Origin of the sequence: Emcibacter sp. SYSU 3D8 (assembly GCF_039655875.1) — a bacterium.
Lineage (GTDB): Bacteria > Pseudomonadota > Alphaproteobacteria > SMXS01 > SMXS01 > RI-34.
This window is the reverse complement of record NZ_JBBYXK010000001.1, coordinates 426234-447406: the sequence shown is the minus strand read 5'-3', so window position 1 is coordinate 447406 and position 21173 is coordinate 426234. Positions and strand designations below refer to the sequence as shown.

Annotated in this window: 17 protein-coding genes and 1 tRNA gene; 10 read left to right on the top strand and 8 right to left on the bottom strand. The window is 64.6% G+C overall.

Features of this window, described 5'->3' with window-relative positions:
* Window positions 1-57 precede the first annotated feature (57 nt).
* The gene (locus WJU21_RS02240; protein ID WP_346321745.1) at window positions 58-3132 is read left to right on the top strand and encodes an AsmA-like C-terminal domain-containing protein; all 3075 of its coding nucleotides are present in this window, start codon (window positions 58-60) and stop codon (window positions 3130-3132) included.
* Window positions 3133-3157: 25 nt separating this feature from the next.
* Window positions 3158-3598 (top strand): isoprenylcysteine carboxylmethyltransferase family protein, encoded by a 441-nt coding sequence (locus WJU21_RS02235; RefSeq protein ID WP_346321744.1) that lies wholly within the window; start codon window positions 3158-3160, stop codon window positions 3596-3598.
* A gap of 9 nt (window positions 3599-3607) precedes the next feature.
* Here the strand turns inward: WJU21_RS02235 and WJU21_RS02230 are convergent, their stop codons facing one another.
* Together WJU21_RS02230 and tyrS are read right to left on the bottom strand one after the other, a co-directional pair.
* Window positions 3608-4000, bottom strand: coding sequence for a DUF6491 family protein (locus WJU21_RS02230; protein WP_346321743.1), 393 nt, complete (start codon window positions 3998-4000; stop codon window positions 3608-3610).
* 29 nt (window positions 4001-4029) lie between these two features.
* The gene (gene tyrS, locus WJU21_RS02225) at window positions 4030-5283 is read right to left on the bottom strand and encodes a tyrosine--tRNA ligase (RefSeq protein WP_346321742.1); all 1254 of its coding nucleotides are present in this window, start codon (window positions 5281-5283) and stop codon (window positions 4030-4032) included.
* A gap of 62 nt (window positions 5284-5345) precedes the next feature.
* Between tyrS and WJU21_RS02220 the strand changes: the two genes are divergently transcribed.
* Entirely contained in the window at window positions 5346-6470 is a 1125-nt protein-coding gene (locus tag WJU21_RS02220) for an anhydro-N-acetylmuramic acid kinase (protein ID WP_346321741.1), read from the top strand.
* Here the strand turns inward: WJU21_RS02220 and WJU21_RS02215 are convergent.
* Window positions 6467-7108 carry an alpha/beta hydrolase gene (locus tag WJU21_RS02215; protein ID WP_346321740.1) on the bottom strand — a complete coding sequence of 214 codons (642 nt, stop codon included), beginning with the start codon at window positions 7106-7108 and terminating at the stop codon, window positions 6467-6469. The two genes, WJU21_RS02220 and WJU21_RS02215, sit on opposite strands and share 4 nt — an antisense overlap.
* A 293-nt stretch (window positions 7109-7401) precedes the next feature.
* Here WJU21_RS02215 and WJU21_RS02210 point away from each other — a divergent pair, with 293 nt between their 5' ends.
* From WJU21_RS02210 to WJU21_RS02195, 4 genes are read left to right on the top strand one after another with little or no spacing between them, the layout of a single operon-like run.
* Window positions 7402-8526, top strand: a complete 1125-nt coding sequence (locus tag WJU21_RS02210; RefSeq protein WP_346321739.1) for a cysteine desulfurase family protein — start codon at window positions 7402-7404, stop codon at window positions 8524-8526.
* Window positions 8526-9689 (top strand): aminotransferase class V-fold PLP-dependent enzyme, encoded by a 1164-nt coding sequence (locus tag WJU21_RS02205; RefSeq protein WP_346321738.1) that lies wholly within the window; start codon window positions 8526-8528, stop codon window positions 9687-9689. Before WJU21_RS02210 ends, WJU21_RS02205 begins: the two co-directional genes overlap by 1 nt.
* A complete protein-coding gene (locus WJU21_RS02200) occupies window positions 9689-10024 on the top strand; it encodes a ferredoxin family 2Fe-2S iron-sulfur cluster binding protein (protein ID WP_346322438.1) in 336 nt (111 codons plus the stop codon). Before WJU21_RS02205 ends, WJU21_RS02200 begins: the two co-directional genes overlap by 1 nt.
* Window positions 10024-10398: a TfoX/Sxy family protein gene (locus WJU21_RS02195; protein ID WP_346321737.1), complete on the top strand. Its 375-nt coding sequence runs from the start codon at window positions 10024-10026 to the stop codon at window positions 10396-10398. Before WJU21_RS02200 ends, WJU21_RS02195 begins: the two co-directional genes overlap by 1 nt.
* A gap of 13 nt (window positions 10399-10411) precedes the next feature.
* Here WJU21_RS02195 and WJU21_RS02190 read toward each other — a convergent pair whose 3' ends face one another.
* From WJU21_RS02190 to WJU21_RS02170, 5 genes are all read right to left on the bottom strand, one after another.
* Window positions 10412-11206 (bottom strand): enoyl-CoA hydratase-related protein, encoded by a 795-nt coding sequence (locus WJU21_RS02190; protein WP_346321736.1) that lies wholly within the window; start codon window positions 11204-11206, stop codon window positions 10412-10414.
* 190 nt (window positions 11207-11396) lie between these two features.
* Complete coding sequence (locus WJU21_RS02185; RefSeq protein WP_346321735.1) at window positions 11397-13709, bottom strand: DEAD/DEAH box helicase; 2313 nt, start codon at window positions 13707-13709, stop codon at window positions 11397-11399.
* 166 nt (window positions 13710-13875) lie between these two features.
* Window positions 13876-15867, bottom strand: coding sequence for a DNA topoisomerase IV subunit B (gene parE / locus WJU21_RS02180; protein ID WP_346321734.1), 1992 nt, complete (start codon window positions 15865-15867; stop codon window positions 13876-13878).
* 376 nt (window positions 15868-16243) lie between these two features.
* The gene (gene glnA / locus WJU21_RS02175; protein ID WP_346321733.1) at window positions 16244-17653 is read right to left on the bottom strand and encodes a type I glutamate--ammonia ligase; all 1410 of its coding nucleotides are present in this window, start codon (window positions 17651-17653) and stop codon (window positions 16244-16246) included.
* A 43-nt stretch (window positions 17654-17696) separates the two neighbouring features.
* Window positions 17697-18035 (bottom strand): P-II family nitrogen regulator, encoded by a 339-nt coding sequence (locus WJU21_RS02170; protein ID WP_346321732.1) that lies wholly within the window; start codon window positions 18033-18035, stop codon window positions 17697-17699.
* A 199-nt stretch (window positions 18036-18234) separates the two neighbouring features.
* Here WJU21_RS02170 and WJU21_RS02165 point away from each other — a divergent pair, with 199 nt between their 5' ends.
* The 3 genes from WJU21_RS02165 (at window position 18235) to WJU21_RS02155 (ending at window position 21089) form a co-directional block, all read left to right on the top strand.
* Entirely contained in the window at window positions 18235-19401 is a 1167-nt protein-coding gene (locus WJU21_RS02165; protein WP_346321731.1) for an aminotransferase, read from the top strand.
* A 92-nt stretch (window positions 19402-19493) separates the two neighbouring features.
* Window positions 19494-19570, top strand: a tRNA-His gene (locus WJU21_RS02160).
* Window positions 19571-19628: 58 nt separating this feature from the next.
* The gene (locus WJU21_RS02155; protein ID WP_346321730.1) at window positions 19629-21089 is read left to right on the top strand and encodes an NAD(P)H-hydrate dehydratase; all 1461 of its coding nucleotides are present in this window, start codon (window positions 19629-19631) and stop codon (window positions 21087-21089) included.
* Window positions 21090-21173: the final 84 nt, after the last annotated feature.

The window sequence follows — 21173 nt, the reverse complement described above, 5'->3', positions numbered from 1 at the left end:
GCGGCGGCAATAGTCCTTCTGGTCGCCGTCGTTTTGACGTTGCTGGTGGCGCGGCTCATGTTGGGCCCCGTCGAGGTCGATTTTCTGCGTCCTACCATGCAGCGGGCCCTGGCCGGGCAGCTTGACGGCTTCACCGTCGATTTCGAGCACACGGTCCTGGTCTGGGGCGGCTGGAGCCGCGCCATCGATCTGCGGATCACCAGGGTGGCGTTGAAAGACCGTAACGGCCGGCCGGTGGTCGAACTGCCGCAGCTGGCGGTGGGCTTCAATGCGGCCAAGCTGTTTCGCGGGCATCCTACGCCGCGGCGCATCGAGTTCTTCTCGCCCCTCGTCCTGCTGTCGCGCAAGGCCGATGGCAGCTTCATCCTGCGCCATGACGACCGCGCCCAGGAAGGATCGGATGTCATCGAACAGCTGCTGAAATCCATGCTCGAGCCGCCATCCGACCGCAATGACCTGCGCCGGTTTTCGATCACGGATGCGGTGGTGGACATCGACGATCTGGCGGGCGAGGAGGACTGGCTGGTGAGCGGCGCGTCGCTGGACGTGCGGCGCACGGCCAAAGGCCTTGGCGCCACGCTGGTCGGGACGCTGGCGGGAACGGAGCGCAAGACCGGATTCAAGCTGCGCGGCGACTTCGACGGGGCCACCAAGCGGGCCGCCCTGTCGCTCGACATCACCGGCGCCGTACCCTCCATGTTTTCGCGGCCAGAGGGTGCGCTTGTGGTGCTGCGCGGCTGGAACCTGCCCGTCAGCGGCCGGGTGACCGCGAACGCCAAGTCAGATGGCCATGTGGAACGCCTGGACTTCGACCTTACGGCGGCGAAGGGCCGGTTGACCGTGCCGGCATTGGCCGCGCCCTTCAATGTCGACAGCGCCATCCTCAAGGGCAATCTGGATCGTGCATCCGGCAGGCTGACGCTCGATCCCATGCGGCTGATGGTGGGGCGGGCGGTCATTGAGGGCAAGGGCGTGGCCTTCACCTCTGCCGCAGGAGACGGCGGTACGCTCGACGCCACCCTGCACCAGCTGCCGTTCCGGACGCTTGCCGCCATGTGGCCGCCGGAATTCAAGACCAACACGCGCAGCTGGATCGCAAAGAACATCGCCGCTGGTGTTATTTCCAAAGGCCAGCTGACGGTCGATGTGCAACCCGTGACGCCGGGGCAGCCGGATCAAGTGGATTTCGGCCTGGATTTCGAATTCGACGGCCTGGAGGCGCATTATCTTCGCCCCATGCCGCCGATTTCCCGCGCGAAGGGAAGCGCCAGTCTTCGCCCGCAGTTTTTCGAGCTTTGGGTCGATGAGGGCGTGATCGCGGACCCGGCCAACAACCTCGACGTCGAGGTGGCCGCGCTGCATGGCCTGATCGATCATCTCGACGAGAAGGTCGTGCATGAGGCCGACATCCTGCTGGCCCTCGACACGGATGTGCCCCAGTTGCTCACCCTGCTGGACTACAAACCGCTCGGATATGCCAAGGGTTTCGGGGTCGACCCGCAGACGATCACCGGCCAGATGCGGGGCAAGGTCCGGTTCCGCATTCCGTTGATCAAGAAGCTGCAGATGAAGGACGTGACCTACGAGGCCGCCCTGATCGCCGAGCAATTCCTGCTGACCAAGGGACTGGAGAAGCTGGAGTTGCAGCCGGGAGATCTGCAACTGACGCTGGATCGTTCGGGTGTGGTCGCCAGGGGCGATTTCGTGATGCTGGGCGCCCCGACCGTTGTGGAGTGGACCGAGAGCTTCACCGACAAGTCAGGCACGCCGACCCGCTACGCCGCGCGGGCCGCGCTTGGACCGGAGGCGGCTCGCAAGCTTGGCATGCCGGATGTCTTCGAGATGGACGGCACGATGGACACGACCACGGTGCTGGTGGGGAAAGGGTCGAAAATCAGCCAGGGAACCGTGCGGGCCGACCTGAAGAACGCATCGTTCGCCTTTCCCATCATGGAGTGGGAGAAGCCGGCAGGCGAGCCGGGCACGCTCAGCATGGACATGGCGTCGCAGCCCGGCGGCCTGTTGCCCGGCAAGCTCAGTGTTTCCATGCCCGACCTCAACACGTCGGGGCGGCTTCAGTTTACCCCGGAAGGCAATTTTTCGGCGATCGAGTTGCCGAGTCTTCAACTGGGCGAAAGTGATATCGCGCTGGTTCTACGCGCGTCCGAGGATGGTCCGCTCGATATCGACATATCGGGCAGGAAGGCAGACATCCGTCCGTTTCTGGAAGGCGAAGATGATGGCAAGGACGCAGCCAGGCCGGAGACGGAAGAAGAATCCACCTTCGCTGCGAACGTCGTTCTCGACGTTGACGAAGCGATCCTGCCCAAGGGCGTGCCGATCCGGGACATGGACGCCGTCATCGCCATCGCACGCGGCGAAGTGATCGACGCGCAGGTCACCGGCATTCTCAAGAGCGGCAAGTCCATGTCGGTGGATTTTCAGCTTACCGGGGCCAAGCCCGGCATCGACGTGGTGACCGACGATGCCGGCGAGTTGCTGCGGACCCTGGGCGTGCTCGACGGCGTCACTGGCGGCAGCATGACCATCAGCGGGGCGATCAGCGGGCCGCGGGGAAAACGTCATACGGTCGGGACGATCAGCGCGAAGGATTTCCGGGTCAAGGATTCACCCATGATGGCGCAGATGCTGACCTTCGGCTCGCTGTCGGGGTTGCGGGATACTCTGACGGGCGATGGCATCGGCTTTGACCGATTCGACACCGAATTCGACATGGGCGAGGGCACGCTGCTGCTCAAGGACGCCAAGGTGTTCGGCTCTCAACTGGGCATTCGCGTGTCCGGACGTCTCTACGACAACCAGACCAGGCTCGATCTGGACGGTACGCTGGCACCGGCCTATACGTTGAACACCGTTCTGGATTATGTTCCGATCGTGGGGCAGATCATTTCAGGTGGCGAGAACGAGGGTCTGATCGCAATCCGGTTCTCGGTGCGCGGTACGACGGCCGAGCCCGACGTGTCGGTCAATCCATTGTCGGCGCTGACACCCGGTTTCCTGCGCAACATGTTCAACGTGTTCTCGACGTCACCGCACGAGCGCGACAAGGTAACGCGCCCGGCGAATGCACCCAGCGATCCGCCGGCAAAAGGTCCACCGGAAGATGACTAAGCCGCGCAAGAGATCCAGGCCCAGCGTGATCTTTCCACCGTCTTTGGTGTTTCTGCTGATGGCGGCGGCCGCGATCGTCATCGAGTTGCTGAAACCGCTGCCCATAGCGCCCGCCAACCTGATCCGCATCGTGGTGGGACCGGTACTCATGGCATTGGGAGCGGCGCTGTGGCTTCTGGCATGGCGCGAGTTCCGCCGCCACGGCGAGGTGTTCGGTCACCAATACGCCACGGAGACGGTTGTCACGACAGGGCCGTATCGAATATCGCGGCACCCGGCCTATCTGGGCTATGCGGTCATCATGGCGGGCGCGGGTCTGCTTATCGACTGCGGCTGGATGCTGCTGCTGGTGCCGGTCGCGGTGTTGATCGTCGACTCTGCGGCGCTTCGGGAAGAAGCCTATCTGATGGCCAAGCACGAGAACGACTACCGACCCTACAGGTCGGAGGTGCGGCGCTGGATCTGACGCGGCCGGTTACTGGGCCTTGCCGTCGGATCCTTTCGGAATTTCGGTGATGCTGTCGATGATGCAGGGCGTGAAATTACTGCCCAGGACGCCCCCCGAGGAATTCACGGGTACCTCGATGGTGTCGACCTCGCACAATTTGGCCAGCGACCTGGCATCGTGCCGCCACGTGCCCTGCATTTTCAGGCCCGGACACCGATGGGCCAGGGTCATCTTGTAGTCCCTGCCGCCGCGCATCTTCAGGATGATGGTCTTGTTGTCGATGACCTTGCTGCTCGACATGCGGGTGATGTCGATGCAGCGAACCAGCGGCTTGTCACCGCTTTCTGCCGCCACTGCCGGAATTGCGGCGCCGGCCGCGATGGCGGCGGCAATCAATCCCGTGGTCAGCATCTTGTTCATTGCAGGCTCCGTTCTTCGTTTTCAGCAGGCTAGACGGGTCGCACAATCACATGGCGCTTCTTGCCCGCCGTCAACTTGATAACGCCATCGGAGTTCAGTGCGTCCAGATCGAGGATACGTGTCTCATCCTCGACCTTTTCGTCGTTGACCCTCGCGCCGCCCCCCTGAATGAGACGTCTCGCTTCACCATTCGACGCGCTCAGCCCCGCTTGTCTTAGGAGATTGAGGATGCCGATGCCCTTTTCAAGCACTGTGCGCTCGATTTCGACCGTGGGGAGGTCATTGCCGAGGCCGCCCTGCTCGAATGTGGTGCGCGCGGTCTCCTCGGCGAGAAGGGCAGCGTCGCGGCCGTGGGCGAGGGAGGTTGCCTCGGTCGCCAGCACCTTCTTGGCCTCGTTGATGCCGGCGCCCTCGAGCGCGGCGAGCCGGGCAATCTCGTCCAGCGGCAGCTCGGTGAACAGCTTGAGAAAGCGCGCCACGTCGGCGTCGTCCGTATTGCGCCAGAACTGCCAGTAATCGTAGGGCGACAATTGCTCGGCGTTGAGCCAGACGGCGCCCTGGGCGGTCTTGCCCATCTTGGTGCCCGCGGAGGTGGTCATCAGCGGCGAGGTCAGGCCATACAGGTCGGCCTGGTCGACGCGGCGCCCCAGTTCGACGCCATTGATGATATTCCCCCACTGATCCGAGCCGCCCATCTGCAGCGTGCAGTTCATCCGGCGGTTCAGTTCGAGGAAGTCGTAGGCCTGCAGGATCATGTAGTTGAATTCGAGGAAGCTGAGCGGCTGTTCGCGCTCGAGCCGGAGCCTGACGCTGTCGAAGGTCAGCATGCGGTTGACCGAGAAGTGCTGGCCGAAATCCCGCAGGAATGAAATATAGTTGATGCCCGACAGCCAGTCGTCGTTGTCGACCATGATAGCATCTGTGGGCCCGTCGCCAAAGGTCAGGAACCGGTCGAACACCTTCCGGATTCCTGCCTTGTTCGTCTTGATCATTTCGTCGGTCAGCATCTGGCGCGACAGGTCGCGGCCGGTGGGGTCGCCGATCTTGGTGGTGCCGCCGCCCATGAGCACGACCGGCTTGTGGCCGGATTGCTGCAGGTGGCGCAGGATCATGATCTGCAGCAGGCTGCCCACATGCAGGCTGGGCGCCGTGCAGTCGAAGCCGATATAGGCGGTGACCGGACCCTTGCACAGCGCCGCGTCCAATGCATCGAAGTCCGTGGCCTGATGCAGGTAACCGCGGTCGACGAAGGTGCGCAGAAAGTCTGATTTCGGTTCGGTCATATTGAGTGCCCGGTGCTAGGGTAGCCGCGAAAACGCGCGGCCCGTACCTAGCACATGAGAATATGAGCACAAAGACGCAACTCACGGCCATCGGCCTCATGAGCGGCACCTCGCTCGACGGAATCGACGTGGCGCTGCTTCGCACCGACGGTGTCACCGTGGAGCATCTCGGGCCGACCTATTTCGAACCCTATAGCCGCGGTCAGACCATGCGGCTCAAGATGCTGCTCGACATGGCGGCCGAGCAGGGGCGCGACCTCGTGGGCTCGCCGGTGGTTCACGCCGTCGAGCAGGATCTGACCCGCGCCCATGCGCGGGCGGTCGAGGCGCTGCTGCATCAGGACGGCCTTGCCGCTGCCGACATCGATCTGGTGGGCTTTCACGGGCAGACAATCCTGCATCGGCCCGCCGAGCGCTGGACCTGGCAGATCGGCGACGGCGGCCTGCTGGCGCAGGAGCTGGGCATCGCCGTGGTCAACGACTTCCGCACGGCGGACGTCGCCGCCGGCGGGCAGGGCGCACCGCTGGTGCCGCTTTACCACCAGGCGCTGCTGGGGTCGGCCGGGCTGGCGGACGATGACTGGCCGGTTGCGATTCTCAATATCGGCGGCGTCTCGAACGTCACCTGGCTGGGCCGCGATGGCTCGGTCATCGCCTTCGATTGCGGACCGGGCAATGCCCTGATCAATGACTGGCTCAACCGGCACACGGGCGAGGCGCTGGACCGGGACGGCGCGATGGCCGCATCGGGCAGGGTCGACGACGCGGTGGTGCGCGAGATGATGCGCCACGCCTTCTTCGACCGGCCCTATCCCAAGTCGCTCGACCGCAACGACTTTCCGGTCGACATGGTTGACGGCATGTCACTGGAGGACGGCGCCGCGACTCTGACAGCGGTCACCGTCGCCGCCATCGCCGCCGGCCGCGATGTGCTGCCCGAGGCGCCCGGCCGCTGGCTGGTCTGCGGCGGCGGCCGGCACAATCCCGTCATCATGGCGGGACTGCAGCGTGTCTTGCAGGTGCCGGTCGATCCGGTGGAAACAATGGGCCTGCGCGGCGACTTCCTCGAGGCAGAGGCTTTCGCTTTTCTGGCCGTCCGGTCGATCAAGGCCATGCCCCTGAGCACGCCGACCACGACCGGCGTGCCGACGCCCCTGACGGGCGGCAGGCTGTTTTCGAGGAATTAGGCTTTCAGGCGCTGGTCCAGGTAACCGTCGACGGAGCCAATAAGCTGCTCCATGTGGTTCTCGTAGAAGTGGCTGGCGCCCGGAATGGTCGTGTAATTGACCGTGATGCCCTTTTGCGCCTGCAGTTTCTCGGCCAGCTTGGCCGTGGATTCCTGTGGAACGACTTCGTCCGCGGTGCCCTGGATGAGGATGCCCGAGGACGGGCAGGGCGCGAGAAAATTGAAGTCGTACATGCTGGCGGGCGGCGAGACCGAGATGAAGCCCTGGATTTCGGGGCGGCGCATCAGCAGCTGCATGCCGATCCAGGCGCCGAACGAGAACCCGGCGACCCAGCAGCTCGGCGCGTCCGCATTGTATGTCTGCAGCCAATCGAGGGCCGACGCGGCGTCGCTCAATTCACCGATGCCGTTATCGAATTCACCCTGGCTGCGGCCTACCCCGCGGAAGTTGAAGCGCAGCACCGCGAAGCCCCGGCGCGCGAAGGCGTGGAACAGGTGGTAGACCACCTTGTTGTTCATGGTGCCGCCATGCTGAGGGTGCGGATGCAGGATCAACGCGATCGGCGCGTTTTTCACTTTCGGCGGTTGGTAGCGACCTTCAAGTCGGCCGTCCGGCCCAGGAAAGATGACCTCGGGCATTCACAATTCTCCCACGCTAAACTTACATGTCGGTTGCCCGGCACCAAAACGCATTAGGTCGCGGTTCAAAAGTGCAGTAGAGCCAGAGCATTACTGACGCATCTTGAAGCGCGCAGGCTGGCACCTGAGATAACCCGTAACCTGACGACTGCAAGGGGTTGGCCCCGGCACTTGCCGGAAATCGCAGTGCGGCGTGTTATATAGCATTGACCATCTGCGAAATGCGAGCATCGGATCATGGGATCGACTGCAAATCTCCGATTGGTGCCGCCGGCGCGGGCTCGAAGAGGATTATGACCAGCGGATTCACCTATCTGGACTACAACGCAACGGCTCCCGTCAGGCCCGAGGTGGCGGCCGCCGTCGCCGAAGCGCTGGTACGGGTCGGCAACCCGTCCTCGGTGCACAAGGCCGGCCGTGCGGCGCGCGCCGCTGTCGAGCAGGCGCGTGCGCGTGTCGCCGCGCTGGTCGGCGCCCGGGTGTCCGAGGTGGTGTTCACCAGCGGCGGGTCCGAAGCCAACATGGCAGCGCTGACCCGGACCGGCGCCGCGCGGCTGATCATCTCGGCGATCGAGCATGATTCCGTTACGGAAACGGCCGCGGCTGGCGGCCTGCCTGTCCAAACCATGCCCGTTGATTCCGAGGGTGTTGTCGACCTGGCGGCGCTTGAGCGGCTTCTGGCCGAAGCGCCGCGCGATGGCGGCACACTGATCTCGCTGATGCTGGCCAACAACGAAACCGGTGTGATCGAACCGGTCGCCCGGGCGGCCGCGATCGCCCGTCGTTACGGCGCTCGGCTGCACTGCGACGCGGTGCAGGCGGCGGGCAAGATCCCGGTCGGCTTCAACGATCTGGACGCGGATTACCTTACCCTGTCCGCCCACAAGCTGGGCGGGCCGCAGGGCGTGGGCGCGCTCGTGGTGCGCGAGATCTGCGCGCTGACGCCCCTGGTCAGCGGCGGCGGCCAGGAGCAGGGCCGGCGGTCCGGCACCGAGAATGTTCCCGGAATCGTCGGGTTCGGCGTCGCCGCCGAGCTGGCTGGCCTGCCCGCAGACACGGCGCTGCTGCGCGACGCCTGGGAGGACAGGGTGAGAACGGCGGCTCCGGAGGCGGTCATATTGTCGGCCAGCGCCTCGCGCCTGGCGAATACCAGTTGCGTCGCCTTGCCGGGCGCCGGTAGCGAGACCCAGGTGATGGCGCTCGATCTGGCGGGTATCGGGATCAGCGCCGGAGCGGCGTGTTCGTCGGGCAAGGTGAGGACATCGCGCGTCTTGTCCGCCATGGGCTGCGATGCGGATGTGGCGGGCTCGGCAATCCGCGTCAGCCTGGGCTGGGGGACGACGGAAGCCGACATGGACCGGCTGTTCACCGCCTGGGCGGCCTTGCACCGGCGCATGGCACAGCGGAAGGCGGGCTGATGACGACCGATATCCAGCTGCCGATCTACATGGACTACCAGGCGACGACCCCGCTCGATCCCCGGGTGCTTGAGACGATGATGCCCTTCCTGACCACCAGATTCGGCAACCCGCATTCCAGCAGTCACAAATTCGGCTGGGAAACGGCGGACGCCATCGAGCGCGCGCGCGGCGAGGTGGCGGCGCTGGTCGGCGCCGGACCGAAGGAGGTCATCTTCACGTCGGGTGCGACCGAATCCAACAATCTGGCGATCAAGGGACTGGCCCGGTTCTACCGCAAGCATCGCAGCCACATGGTAACCGTCGCCACCGAGCACAAATGCGTGCTCGAATCCTTTGCCGCCATGGAACGGGAAGGGATGTCGGTCACCTATCTGCCGGTGAAGCCGGACGGATTGGTCGATCTCGGCGCGCTGCGGGCGGCGATCGGCGACCAGACGCTGCTGGTGTCGGTGATGGCGGTGAACAACGAGATCGGCGTGATCCAGCCGCTGGCCGAAATAGGCGCCCTGTGCCGCGAGCGGCGCGTGTTCTTTCATACCGATGCGGCCCAGGCCGCCGGCAAGATCGCGCTGGACGTGAATGAAATGAACATCGATCTCATGAGCATCTCCGGACACAAGGTCTACGGACCCAAGGGCATCGGCGCGCTTTACAGCCGGGCGGCGTCGCGGCTCAAATTCGATCCGATCATCAGCGGCGGCGGCCAGGAAGGCGGGTTGCGATCCGGCACCCTGTCGCCGGCGCTCTGCGCCGGGCTGGGCGCGGCCTGTGCCGTGGCGGCCGACGAGATGGAGGCCGAGGGGAAACGCCTGGAGCGTCAATTCGATCGCTTTGTCGGCGGCGTTCTGGACGGTGTGCCGGGCGCGGTGCTGAACGGCCACCGGGACCGGCGCATTCCCGGCAATATCAGCCTCAGCTTTCCCGGGCTGGACGGCGCCCTGCTGCTCGCCCAGCTCCGTGAATTGGCGGTCTCGTCCGGCGCGGCCTGCGCCTCGGCGGTCGCCGGTCCATCCTATGTGCTGCAGGCGCTGGGCGTCGAGGAACGATTGGCGCAGGCGACGATACGGTTCGGAATCGGCCGCTTCACAACCGATGCCGAGATCGATTACGCCGTGGATACGGTGATACGCAAAGTAACCCAGTTGAGAAAGGCGGCATGATGCCCAGGATGACCTTCGTCAGCGCGGACGGAAAGACCCGGAAGGATGTAACCGCCCAGGCCGGCCAGTCCGTGCTGGAAATCGCCCATGCCAACGGCGTCGATATCGAGGGTGTGTGCGAGGGCTCCATGGCGTGCTCCACCTGCCACGTCATCGTCGACAAGGCGTTTTATGCGAAGCTGCCAAAGCCCAGCGGCGACGAGGCGGACATGCTGGACCTGGCCTTCGGCCTGCGGCCGACCTCGCGTCTCGGGTGCCAGGTTGTTCTCACCGATTCGGTCGACGGACTGGTGGTGAAACTGCCGGACCGCACGGTGAACATGATGGACGTCTGATGGCCGTCAGCGCCGAATACAGCGCTTTCGTGCTGGAACTCCTCGAGCCTCTGGACGGTGTCAGTCTGCGGCGCATGTTTGGCGCCGCCGGCCTGTTCTGTCATGGGGTGATGTTCGGCCTGATCGCCGGCGACCGGCTTTACTTCAAGGTGGGCGCCGGCAACCGCGCCGATTTCGACGAGGCGGGCTGCGGCCCGTTCACCTATCCGACGAAGACCGGCGAACACGGCATCCTGTCGTATTACGAGGCGCCCGATTCCCTGTTCGATGACCATGACGAAATGCTGGATTGGGCCCGCAAGGCCCTCGACGAGGCGTTGCGGGCCAATACCAAAGACAAGGCTGCGAAAAAGCCGGCGAAGCGCCGGAAATAGCCCGACGGATGTTTCAGCGGCCCTCGAACTTGGCCGGGCGCTTTTCCCGGAAGGCCGTGGTGCCCTCGGTGTAGTCGAAGGTCTTCGAGGCACGGATCTGGAGGTTGTATTCCAGCTCGAGCTGCTGGTCGTAATTGTTCGCCCAGGTGGCGGCCAGCGCCTTGCGGATGAACGAATAGGCCTTGGTCGGTCCCTTGGCCATGCGGGCGGCCAGGTCCATCGCCGCGGGCATCAATTTGTCGTCGTCCAGCACCTCGGTGATCATGCCCCATTCCAGCGCCCGGTCGGCAGTAACGCGTTCACCCAGCATCATCATCCGTGCAGCGCGGGCCTTGCCGATGAGACGGGGCAGAATGAACGTGCTGCCCGCGTCCGGCACCAGGCCGATATTGATGAATGCCTGCATGAAATAGGCCGAGCGCGCCGCGTAGACGAGATCGCCGGAAATGGCGAGGCTCATGCCCGCGCCGGCCGCCGGGCCATTGACGGCGGTGATGATCGGCGCCTTCAGGTCGCGCATGCGTTTCAGCATGGGATGGTAGTAGACGTCGAGGGTCGCGACCGTGTTGTCGGGATCGTCGGGGTCGGCCGGCTTGCGGTTCTTGAGGTTGGCGCCGGCACAGAAGGCGCGGCCTTCGCCGGTGATCACCACAGCGCGCACCTTGCTCTCGCGGTCCTCCAGGATGGTCAGCACCTCCCTGAGGCTTTGCAGCATGGGCAGGGAGACGGCGTTCATCGCCTCCGGATCGTTGAGCGTCACGACGGCCACGCCGTCATTGATGTCGAGCGAAACCTTGTCGAATTCCATGGGCCATCTCCCCTCGCTAATCCTGCAGCAGAACGACCGATTGCAGGACACAGATTGTGATTCCGGGCGCTGCAGCGGATATCCGCTGCAGATCGCCGTCAGCCTTGATTAATGCGGAAGGCGGATGCGGGCAAGGTGGCAGTAGCGGCGCGGCCTCAACGGCCGCGCCCGTGCCATCCCGATCAGTGTATCAGGCTGCCTTGGGCGGCGTTTTTTTACGGGGCGCACGCGGCTTGCGGGCCGGTTTCGGCTTGGCATCCGCTTCCGGTGCATCGCCGGCGGGCGCCGCGGCATCTGCCGCCGCCTTCGCGGTATCCGCCTTCGGCTTCGCGGCGCGGCGGCGCGGTTTGGCCTTGGGCTCCTCGGCCGCTGCGGGCGCCTCATCGGCGGCAGTCTCGGCCTTGTCCGTGTCAGGCTCAGCCGGTTTCGCGGCAGCCTTGGCGCGAGGCTTGCGCACCCGCTTCGGCTTGGGGGCAGGCTGCTCCTCGGCCGCAGGCGTTTCGTTGGGCACTTCAGGCTCTTCCTGGACCGCGCCCGCTGCCGAATCAGGCTGTTGCTCAGTCGCGTCGGTTACCGGCTCGGGCTGGAGTTCCGGAGACGGCGATTCGGCCGGGGCTTCGGCAACCGCAGTCTCGGCGGCGGCAGTCTCGGCCGTGGCTGACTCGGCGGCGGCGTCCCGCGGCTTCTTGCTCCGGGTACGGCGCTTGCGCTTCGGCTTGCGATCGCCAGTGGCGTCCTGCGGCTCGGCTGCGGCGGTGTCCTCGGCCGTTACGGCATCGGCGGCCTCGGCGTCGGTGTCAGCCTCGGCGGCGACCTCAATCTCAGCCTCGGTGTCGAACAGAATCTCGTCGTCGTCGTCATCGGCGGCAATCGGCGCGATCTTGAAAGCGCGCAGCAGGAATTCAGGGACATGGTCTCCCAGGCCGACAACGGGCTCGAAATCATCGTCGCGGTAGGGGCGACGGTCACGGGGCCGATCCCGGTCCCGCCTGTCGTCGCGGCGCGAATCCCGGTGCCGGTTGTCATCACGGCGAGCCTCTTGACGGCGCGGTTCATCACGGCGCGGCTCGTCGCGGCGCTGTTCGCCTGCAGCCTTGTCCGGGCGCGGCTTCGATGCCTGATTCCTGCGCGGCTCGTCGATCACGTCCGCCTGATCCTGCGGTTGCGTCACCACGGGCACGTCCTCGGTTTGCGGCGGTGCCGCGGTCTTCGACGCGTCGCCGCGCTTGCCGCCCCGGCTGCGCCGGCGGCGCTTGCCGCGCTTTTCCTCGGAGGCGTCGTCTCCGGGTGCGTCGTTCCGGGCCGCTTCGCTTCTGGGCGCCTCGGCCGGCGTCGTATCATTCTCGGCGACGGCCGGAGATTCGGTTTCGGGCTTCGGCGCGGCGCCGGTCAGTGTGCTGATGGCCTTGCCAATGAGGTTCTGGACGTTGCGCAGCCACTTGGAATCTGCCGGTGTCGAGATCATGAAGGTACGCCCGCTGCGACCGGCCCGGCCGGTGCGGCCGATGCGGTGAATATAATCCTCGGCATGAGAAGGCACGTCGTAGTTGAAAACGTGGGACATGGCCGGGATATCCAGGCCGCGTGCCGCCACGTCGCTGGCAACCAGAAGGCGAAGATTGCCGGCCTTGAACTTTTCGAGCACTTCCGTGCGCGAGCCCTGGTCCATGTCGCCATGCAAGGCCGCCGCGTCAAACCCGTGCTTGACGAGCGAACGGTAAACCACGTCCACATCGCGCTTGCGATTGCAGAAGACGATGGCGTTCTTGATTTCCTCGCCGCGCAGCAGCTCGCGCAGCTTGGCGCGCTTGGCGCCGGCTTCGCTGGTGTTCATCGGCACCAGGAACTGCTCGACCGTCGTGGCGGTTGACGAGGGGGACGCCACTTCGATCCGCTTGGGATCGGTCAGGAACTTGGAGACCAGGTTCTGGATTTCCCGCGGCATGGTGGCCGAGAAGAAAAGCGTCTGATGCTTCTTGGTGATCAGCGAGCAGATGCGCTCGACATCGGGGATAAAGCCCATGTCGAGCATGCGGTCAGCTTCATCGATCACCAAGATGTCGACGCCGTTCATCATCAGCTTGCCACGGCCGAAATGGTCGAGTAGCCGGCCCGGTGTGGCGATCAGCACGTCGACGCCCCGGTCGAGCTTGCGCTCCTGTTCGTCGAAGCTGACGCCGCCGATCAGCAGCGCCATGTTCAGCTTGTGATATTTGCCGTAGGTCTCGAAGCTTTGCGCCACCTGGGCTGCAAGCTCGCGAGTCGGCTCGAGGATGAGAGAGCGCGGCATCCGTGCCCGGGCGCGGCCCTGGGACAGGATGTCGATCATCGGCAGCGTGAAACCGGCTGTCTTGCCCGTGCCGGTCTGGGCAATGCCCAGCACGTCGCGGCCCTGCAATACGACAGGTATCGCCTGCGCCTGGATAGGCGTCGGCGTTGTGTAACCGGCTTCTTCAACGGCCCGCAGGGTTTCCGGGGCCAATCCGAGATATTCGAAGTTCACTTTAGCAATACCGTTTCACCCACGGACACGCATGCCCACATGTCCAGAAAGTCTCGTCGATGTGGGCGATCCGTCGGCCGAGCCAGCTTTGTTTGCATGATTCACGCCGCGCAAAATAGGGACTTTACCTGCGAAGTCAACGCCGTATTCATGCGGGGCGCGCTGATTAAACGTCAAGATCGCTCACAGTAGATGCATGCTTCTGTATGTATTCAAAGCGCATTTCTGGCCGTTTCCCCATCAGTCGGTCCACCAGATCGGAGGTTTCCTCGAGTCCGATAAATCGATTTTCGCCTTCCGGAAGCTTGACGCGCAGCAGGGTCCGGGTCGCCGGATTCATGGTCGTGGCCTTGAGCTGGGCCGCGCTCATTTCGCCCAATCCCTTGAAGCGGCCCACTTCGACCTTGTCGCTGCCGTTGAACACGTCGGCGATCAGCTGATCCTTCTCGGCGTCATTCTGAGCGTAGACCGTCGTGTTCTTGTGCGTCATCCGGTAGAGCGGCGGCATGGCCAGATAGAGATGGCCCTCGCGGATCAGGCCCTGCATGGAATGAAAGAAGAAGGTCATCAGCAAGGTGGCGATATGGGCGCCGTCAACGTCCGCGTCGGTCATGATCACGATCTTCTCGTAGCGCAGATCCTCCTCGCGGTAGTGCGTGCCCGTGCCGCAGCCCAGCGCCTGCACCAGATCCTTCAGTTCCTGGTTGGCCGACGCCTTGTCCTGCGCGGCACTTGCCACGTTGAGAATCTTGCCGCGCAATGGCAGCACCGCCTGGTTGGCGCGGTCGCGGGCCATCTTTGCCGAGCCGCCGGCCGAATCGCCCTCGACGATGAACAATTCCGTGCCGGCGGTGCCCGCATTGGCGCAGTCGGTCAATTTGCCGGGCAGGCGCAGCTTGCGCGTGGCGCTCTTGCGGCCGGTTTCCTTTTCCTGCTTGCGGCGGATGCGTTCCTCGGCACGGAGCAGGGCATAGGCCAGCAGGCTGTCGGCCACCTGAGGGGCGCCGGACAGCCAGTGGTCGAAATGGTCGCGCATGGCGGTTTCGACCACACGCGTTGCTTCCGGGCTGGCCAGCCGTTCCTTGGTCTGGCCCTGGAACTGGGGCTCGCGGATGAACACCGACAGGATGACGGTGATGTTGGCCAGCACGTCCTCGGCGGTAATCTGGCCGGCCTTGCGATTGCCGGCCAGTTCCGCATAGGCCTTCAATCCCTTGACCAGCGCATTGCGCATACCGGTCTCGTGCGTGCCGCCCTCGGGCGTCGGGACCGTGTTGCAATAGGAATTGATGAAACCGTCCCGGTCGATGGGCCAGGCGATCGCCCATTCTACCCTGCCGCCGGATTCCATCTCGCCAGAACCGGCGAATGGAGCCGGGGTGACCAGATCTGCGCCTTCGATCTCCTGATTAAGGAAGTCGAGCAACCCATTGGGGAAATGAAGCACTTCTGTTTCAGGTGTCGTGTCGCTGGACTTCAGCAGCGATGGTGCGCACGACCAGCGAATCTCGACGCCGCGATACAGATACGCCTTGGAGCGCGCCATGCGGTAGAGCCGTGCCGGCTTGAACGCCAGCTCGTCGCCGAAGATCTGCGGGTCGGGACGAAAGCTGATGGTGGTGCCGCGGCGGTTCTGCACCGGGCCCATGTCGTCCAGCCTGGAGGTGGGCTTGCCGCGTGAATAGGTCTGGCGCCACAATTTGCGATCGCGCGCCACCTCGACATCGAGCCATTCGGACAGGGCGTTCACCACCGACACGCCCACGCCGTGCAGGCCGCCTGATGTTTCGTAGACCTTGCCGCCAAATTTGCCGCCCGAATGCAGGGTGGTCATGATCACCTCGAGCGCCGAGATGGTCTTGAACTTGGGATGGGCATCCACCGGAATGCCGCGGCCGTTGTCGCGGATGCTCAGGCTGCCATCCTCGCGCAGCTCGATCTCGATGCGCGATGCGTGGCCGGCCACGGCCTCGTCCATGGAATTGTCGAGTACCTCGGCCGCCAGATGGTGGAACGCCTTCTCGTCGGTGCCGCCCACATACATGCCCGGCCGCCGCCGCACCGGCTCCAGCCCCTCGAGGACCTCGATGTCCTTGGCGGAATAGTCGCTGGTGGCGCCGCCGGCGGCGAACAGATCGTCGTTGGGCTTGGTGCTCATAGGTTCCTTGGAACGGACCGTGAATCAGGAGAAGCGCAGTATAGTGTATCCAACAGGCGAGGGGCACCCGATATGTTGTGCTGAAATGCGCCTCGCCGGTACGCTGCCCATGTACAGACTGAAGATATGACCTCAAATCCAGGGCCTGCAATGGCGGCTGATGCAGCCCTGATCGTCCGGTTTGGCCGGGCGGGCGGACAGTTCATGGGCACAAGGATTCCGCAGGGTTCGACCCGGCTCCGGTCCTGGCGAGACCGCCTTGCTTGCGCCGGAGTCGCCGGGTGACAGAGAACCGGGCCATAAAGAGAAAGCCCCGGCGCGAGGCCGGGGCTTTCCGTGTAGAGGTGAGGAGCGCGGGATGCGCTCCCTTCGCTGGTTAGGCGCTGTAGTACATCATATATTCGATCGGGTGGGGAGCCGTTTCCCACGCCATGTACTCTTCTTCCTTGAGGGCCAGATAGCCGTCGATCTGGTCGTCGTTGAACACGCCGCCCTTCTTCAGGAAGTCGCGGTCCGAATCCAGCGCCTCGCAGGCCTGGCGCAGGCTGCCGCAGACGGTCGGGACAGCGGCCAGTTCTTCCGGTGGCAGGTGATACAGATCCTTGTCCATGGGCTCGCCCGGATGGATCTTGTTCTCGATGCCGTCGAGGCCGGCCATCATCATCGCCGCGAAGCCGAGATACGGGTTCGACGCCGGATCGGGGAAGCGAATCTCGACGCGCTTGCCCTTGGGGCTCGGCGAGTAGGGGATGCGGCACGAGGCCGACCGGTTGCGGGCCGAATAGGCCAGCAGCACGGGGGCTTCATAGCCGGGGACCAGGCGCTTGTAGCTGTTGGTCGTGGCGTTGGTGAACGCGTTGATGGCCTTGGCGTGCTTAATGATGCCGCCGATATAGTACAGGCAATCTTCCGACAGGTCGGCATAGCCGTTACCGGCAAACAGCGGCTTGCCGCCCTTCCAGATCGACTGGTGCACGTGCATGCCCGAGCCGTTGTCCAGCGCCACCGGCTTCGGCATGAAGGTCACCGACTTGCCATAGGCATGGGCCACGTTCTGGCAGACATATTTGTAGACCTGCACGGCGTCGGCGGCGGTTACCAGCGTGCCGAACTTCATGCCCAGCTCGTGCTGTGAGGTCGCCACCTCATGGTGATGCTTTTCGATCGGCACGCCCATGGCGCGCATGGTGTCCAGCATCTCGGCGCGGATGTCATGGCCGCTGTCGACCGGCATGGCGGGGAAGTAGCCGCCCTTGATGCGGGGCCGATGGCCCATGTTGCCGCCTTCGATGGCGACGCCGGCCATATGCGGGCTTTCGACGTCGTCGAAACGGTAGAAGGCGGTGTTGTAGCCCACTTCCATCTGCACGTTGTCGAACATGAAGAATTCGGGCTCGGGGCCGAAAAAGGCGGAGTCGCCGATACCGGTCGAACTGAGATAGTTCAACGCGGCCTTGGCGGTGCCGCGCGGATCGCGGCCATAGGCCTCATGGCTGCCGGGCTCCAGGATGTCGCAGATCACGATCAGCTGCTTGGTCGCCGAGAACGGATCGAGCACGGCGGTCGAGACATCCGGCATCAGCACCATGTCGGACTCGTTGATCGCCTTCCAGCCGGAGATCGACGAACCGTCGAACATCACACCTTCGACGAACATGTCCTCGTCGACCACGTCCTTGTGCATGGACAGGTGGTGCCATTTGCTGCGCGGATCGGTGAAGCGCAGATCAACGTACTCGATGTCCTCGTCCTTGATCCGCTTCAGCAGGGCAGTAACGTCACTCATGGATAATCCTCTCGTTCCCGATTCGTGTTGTTGGCTGGTGGTATCAGATGGCGTCGACGCCGGTTTCCCCGGTGCGAATGCGGATCGCCTCCTCGACATTGGTGACGAAGATCTTGCCATCGCCGATGCGGCCGGTCTGAGCCGCCTGCTGGATCGCCTCGATGGCCCGTTCCAGCAACGCATCGTCAAGCACGACCTCGATCTTCACCTTGGGCAGGAAGTCGACGACGTATTCGGCGCCACGGTACAGCTCCGTGTGACCCTTCTGCCGCCCGAAACCCTTGGCTTCAATGACGGTAATGCCGCTCAGTCCGACCTCGTGAAGAGCTTCCTTCACCTCGTCCAGCTTGAACGGCTTTATGATCGCTTCGATTTTCTTCATGCTTTCGTTCGTCCAACCCCAGAGTTTTGGAATTACGTAGTATGTCGGATCAAGCACGATACGTGCCAACTCTCTGCAAAACCGTATCTTGCCATTTCCGGAGTGTCCATCGCCGTTGGCCGGCAGCAGCGAGGTCCGATAATGCACAGAGATAAGGCAGCATGATGAATATGTGGGCAGACATTGGTGGGAGTGTGCATTGAGACCGGTCAACGAGGTGGTGGACAGCCTGGGGACCACCGTCTTCACGGTCATGTCGGCGCTGTGCGTGGAGCATGATGCGATCAATCTCGGGCAAGGATTTCCCGATGAGGACGGGCCCGAAGATGTGCGTGAGGCCGCCGCCCGCGCCGCGATGGAGGGGCCAAACCAATATCCGCCGATGATGGGCCTGCCGGTGCTGCGCCAGGCGATTGCCGCGCACAACAAGCGGTTCTACGGGCTGGACGTGGACTGGCGCAGCCAGGTGCTGGTGACGTCGGGCGCCACCGAGGCGCTGACCGCCAGTCTGCTGGCGCTGCTGCAGCCGGGCGACGAGGTGGTGCTGATCGAACCGGTCTATGATTCCTATCTGCCCATCGTGCGGCTGGCGGGCGCCGTGCCCCGCATGGTGCGGCTACGGCCGCCGGAATGGTCGCTGCCCGAGGCCGAGTTGCGCGCGGCGTTCGGCCCGAAGACCAAGCTGCTGGTGCTGAACAGCCCGATGAATCCGACCGGCAAGGTGTTCGATGCGGCCGAACTGGCGTTGATCGCCGAACTGGCGCGTGCGCACGATTCCTATGTGATCTGCGACGAGGTGTACGAACATCTGGTGTTCTCGGGTAGCCGTCATGTCCCGCTCATGACCTTGCCGGACATGGCCGAACGAACCCTCCGTATCGGTTCGGCGGGCAAGACATTCTCGTTGACCGGCTGGAAGGTGGGGTATCTGACCGGCGCGGCCGCGCTGATCGGGGCCGTGGCCAAGGCGCATCAGTTCATTACCTTTACCACGCCGCCGAGTCTGCAGGCAGCGGTAGCCCATGGCCTTGCCAAAGATGACGACTATTTCCGCGGGCTGGCGGCCGCGATGGAGCGCAAGCGGGACCGGCTGGTGACCGGCCTGCGCGGCGCCGGATTCAGGGTGCTGCCCTCGCAGGGCACGTATTTCGCCAATGTGGATTGCCGCCCGTTGTGGAATGGCGGCGGTGACGTGGACTTCGCCATGACCCTGGTGCGAGAGGCGCGGGTGGGCTCGATTCCCGTCAGCGCATTTTATCCCGGAGAGCCGCCGACCCACATGCTTCGCTTCTGTTTCTGCAAGCAGGATGCGGTGCTTGACGAGGCAATCGCGCGTTTGCGGGCCTTCTCCGGGGCGATCGGCTAGGTCGGTTGGCGACCATCCGCCTTCCTGACGCTTCACTGTCTCTTCTGGTGTTGCATGGCGGGGGCAATGCGGGTAAGAACTGCGCCGCTGCGGTGGCTGTAGCTCAGTTGGTTAGAGCGCGGGTTTGTGGTACCTGAGGTCGTGGGTTCGATTCCCATCAGCCACCCCAATTCCTCCTTTCATACTTATGTTTTGGCGTCTGCGGCGATGCCTCGTAGAGTCGCGCCATGACGGGTCTCGACGTGCTCACTACCGCGGAGATGTATCGTGCCGATGCGCTGGCCATCGCGCATGGCACGCCGGGCATCACCCTGATGGAGAATGCGGGCCGGGCGTGCGCCCGCGTCATCGCCGACAATTATGAACGTGTGCCGGTGAGCGTGCTGTGCGGCCCCGGCAATAATGGCGGCGACGGTTTCGTCATCGCGCGGCTGCTGCAGCGGCAGGGCTGGAGCGTCCGGCTTGGCCTGCTGGGCGAGCCGGCACGGTTGAAGGGCGACGCTGCCGGCATGGCATCGCGCTGGACCGGCCCGGTCGAGGCCTTGTCGCCCGATCTGCTGGCCGGGGCAGGGTTGATCGTCGACGCCCTGTTTGGCGCCGGACTCGACAGGCCGATCGCCGGCGCAGCGGCCGACATGATCGAGGCGGTCAACGGCGCCGGGGTGCCGGTCATCGCCATCGACGTGCCGAGCGGCGTCGAAGGCTCGACAGGCCGGGTGCTCGGTCCGGCGATCGCGGCAACGCGCAGCATCACCTTCTTTCGCAAGAAACCCGCCCATCTTCTTGCGCCCTCGAAATTTCTCTGCGGCCATGTCGATTCGTGCGATATCGGCATCCCTGCTGAAGTGCTGGCCGAGATCGGCGCCCGCTGCTGGGAGAACGGTCCGGCGCTGTGGCGGCCGGTGTTCCCCTTTCCGGCGGATGAAGGCCACAAATATGCGCGGGGGCACGCCATCGTCGTTTCCGGCCCGCTGGCGAATGGCGGCGCGGCCCGGCTGGGTGCGCGTGCTGCGCTGCGCGTCGGGGCAGGGCTGGTGACCGTCGCCTGTCCGCCAGATGCGGTCGTGGCGCACGCGTCCCAGCTCAACGCCGTGATGACTGCCCCATTCACCGACTTCGCCGACATCCTGGCCGACCGGCGGCGTAACGCGGTGCTGGTCGGGCCCGGCAACGGCGTCGGCGAGACCACCCGGGCCTCGGCGCTGAAAGCGCTACGGGCCGGCCGCTCCTGCGTCGTCGACGCCGACGCCATCACCAGCTTTCGCGACACACCGGCCGAGCTGTTCGGCGCCATCGCCGCGCCCTGCGTGCTGACGCCCCATGACGGCGAGTTCGCGCGGTTGTTTCCGGACATTACCGGGGGCTGCAAACTGGACAGGGCACGTGCCGCCGCGGCCCGCGCCGGCGCTGTCGTGCTGTTCAAGGGCCCGGATACCGTGATCGCGGCGCCGGACGGCCGCGCCGTCATCAACGCCAACGGACCGCCCACACTGGCGACCGCAGGATCCGGCGATGTGCTGGCGGGGCTGATCGTCGGCCTGCTCGCCCAGTCCATGCCGGCCTTCGAAGCCGCATGCGCCGGCGCCTGGCTGCACGGCCGGGCAGCCGCCCTGTTCGGGCCGGGTCTGATCGCCGAGGATCTCAGCGAGACGCTGCCCGCGGTGCTGCGCGAGCTCGCACTTTTATAATCGCAGGTGACCCCATCCGGTGGCGGCGTGGCCGCCTGACACCGGGTTTGCATGCAGCGGCGCAGGCCCCGGCCAGCAGGGGCA

Coding starts and splice junctions, on each gene's coding strand:
- WJU21_RS02240 (WP_346321745.1), top strand. CDS start 58: ATGTTGGGCCCCGTCGAGGTCGATTTTCTGCGTCCTACCATGCAGCGG.
- WJU21_RS02230 (WP_346321743.1), bottom strand. CDS start 4,000: ATGAACAAGATGCTGACCACGGGATTGATTGCCGCCGCCATCGCGGCC.
- tyrS (WP_346321742.1), bottom strand. CDS start 5,283: ATGACCGAACCGAAATCAGACTTTCTGCGCACCTTCGTCGACCGCGGT.
- WJU21_RS02220 (WP_346321741.1), top strand. CDS start 5,346: ATGAGCACAAAGACGCAACTCACGGCCATCGGCCTCATGAGCGGCACC.
- WJU21_RS02215 (WP_346321740.1), bottom strand. CDS start 7,108: ATGCCCGAGGTCATCTTTCCTGGGCCGGACGGCCGACTTGAAGGTCGC.
- WJU21_RS02210 (WP_346321739.1), top strand. CDS start 7,402: ATGACCAGCGGATTCACCTATCTGGACTACAACGCAACGGCTCCCGTC.
- WJU21_RS02205 (WP_346321738.1), top strand. CDS start 8,526: ATGACGACCGATATCCAGCTGCCGATCTACATGGACTACCAGGCGACG.
- WJU21_RS02200 (WP_346322438.1), top strand. CDS start 9,689: ATGCCCAGGATGACCTTCGTCAGCGCGGACGGAAAGACCCGGAAGGAT.
- WJU21_RS02195 (WP_346321737.1), top strand. CDS start 10,024: ATGGCCGTCAGCGCCGAATACAGCGCTTTCGTGCTGGAACTCCTCGAG.
- WJU21_RS02190 (WP_346321736.1), bottom strand. CDS start 11,206: ATGGAATTCGACAAGGTTTCGCTCGACATCAATGACGGCGTGGCCGTC.
- parE (WP_346321734.1), bottom strand. CDS start 15,867: ATGAGCACCAAGCCCAACGACGATCTGTTCGCCGCCGGCGGCGCCACC.
- glnA (WP_346321733.1), bottom strand. CDS start 17,653: ATGAGTGACGTTACTGCCCTGCTGAAGCGGATCAAGGACGAGGACATC.
- WJU21_RS02170 (WP_346321732.1), bottom strand. CDS start 18,035: ATGAAGAAAATCGAAGCGATCATAAAGCCGTTCAAGCTGGACGAGGTG.
- WJU21_RS02155 (WP_346321730.1), top strand. CDS start 19,629: ATGACGGGTCTCGACGTGCTCACTACCGCGGAGATGTATCGTGCCGAT.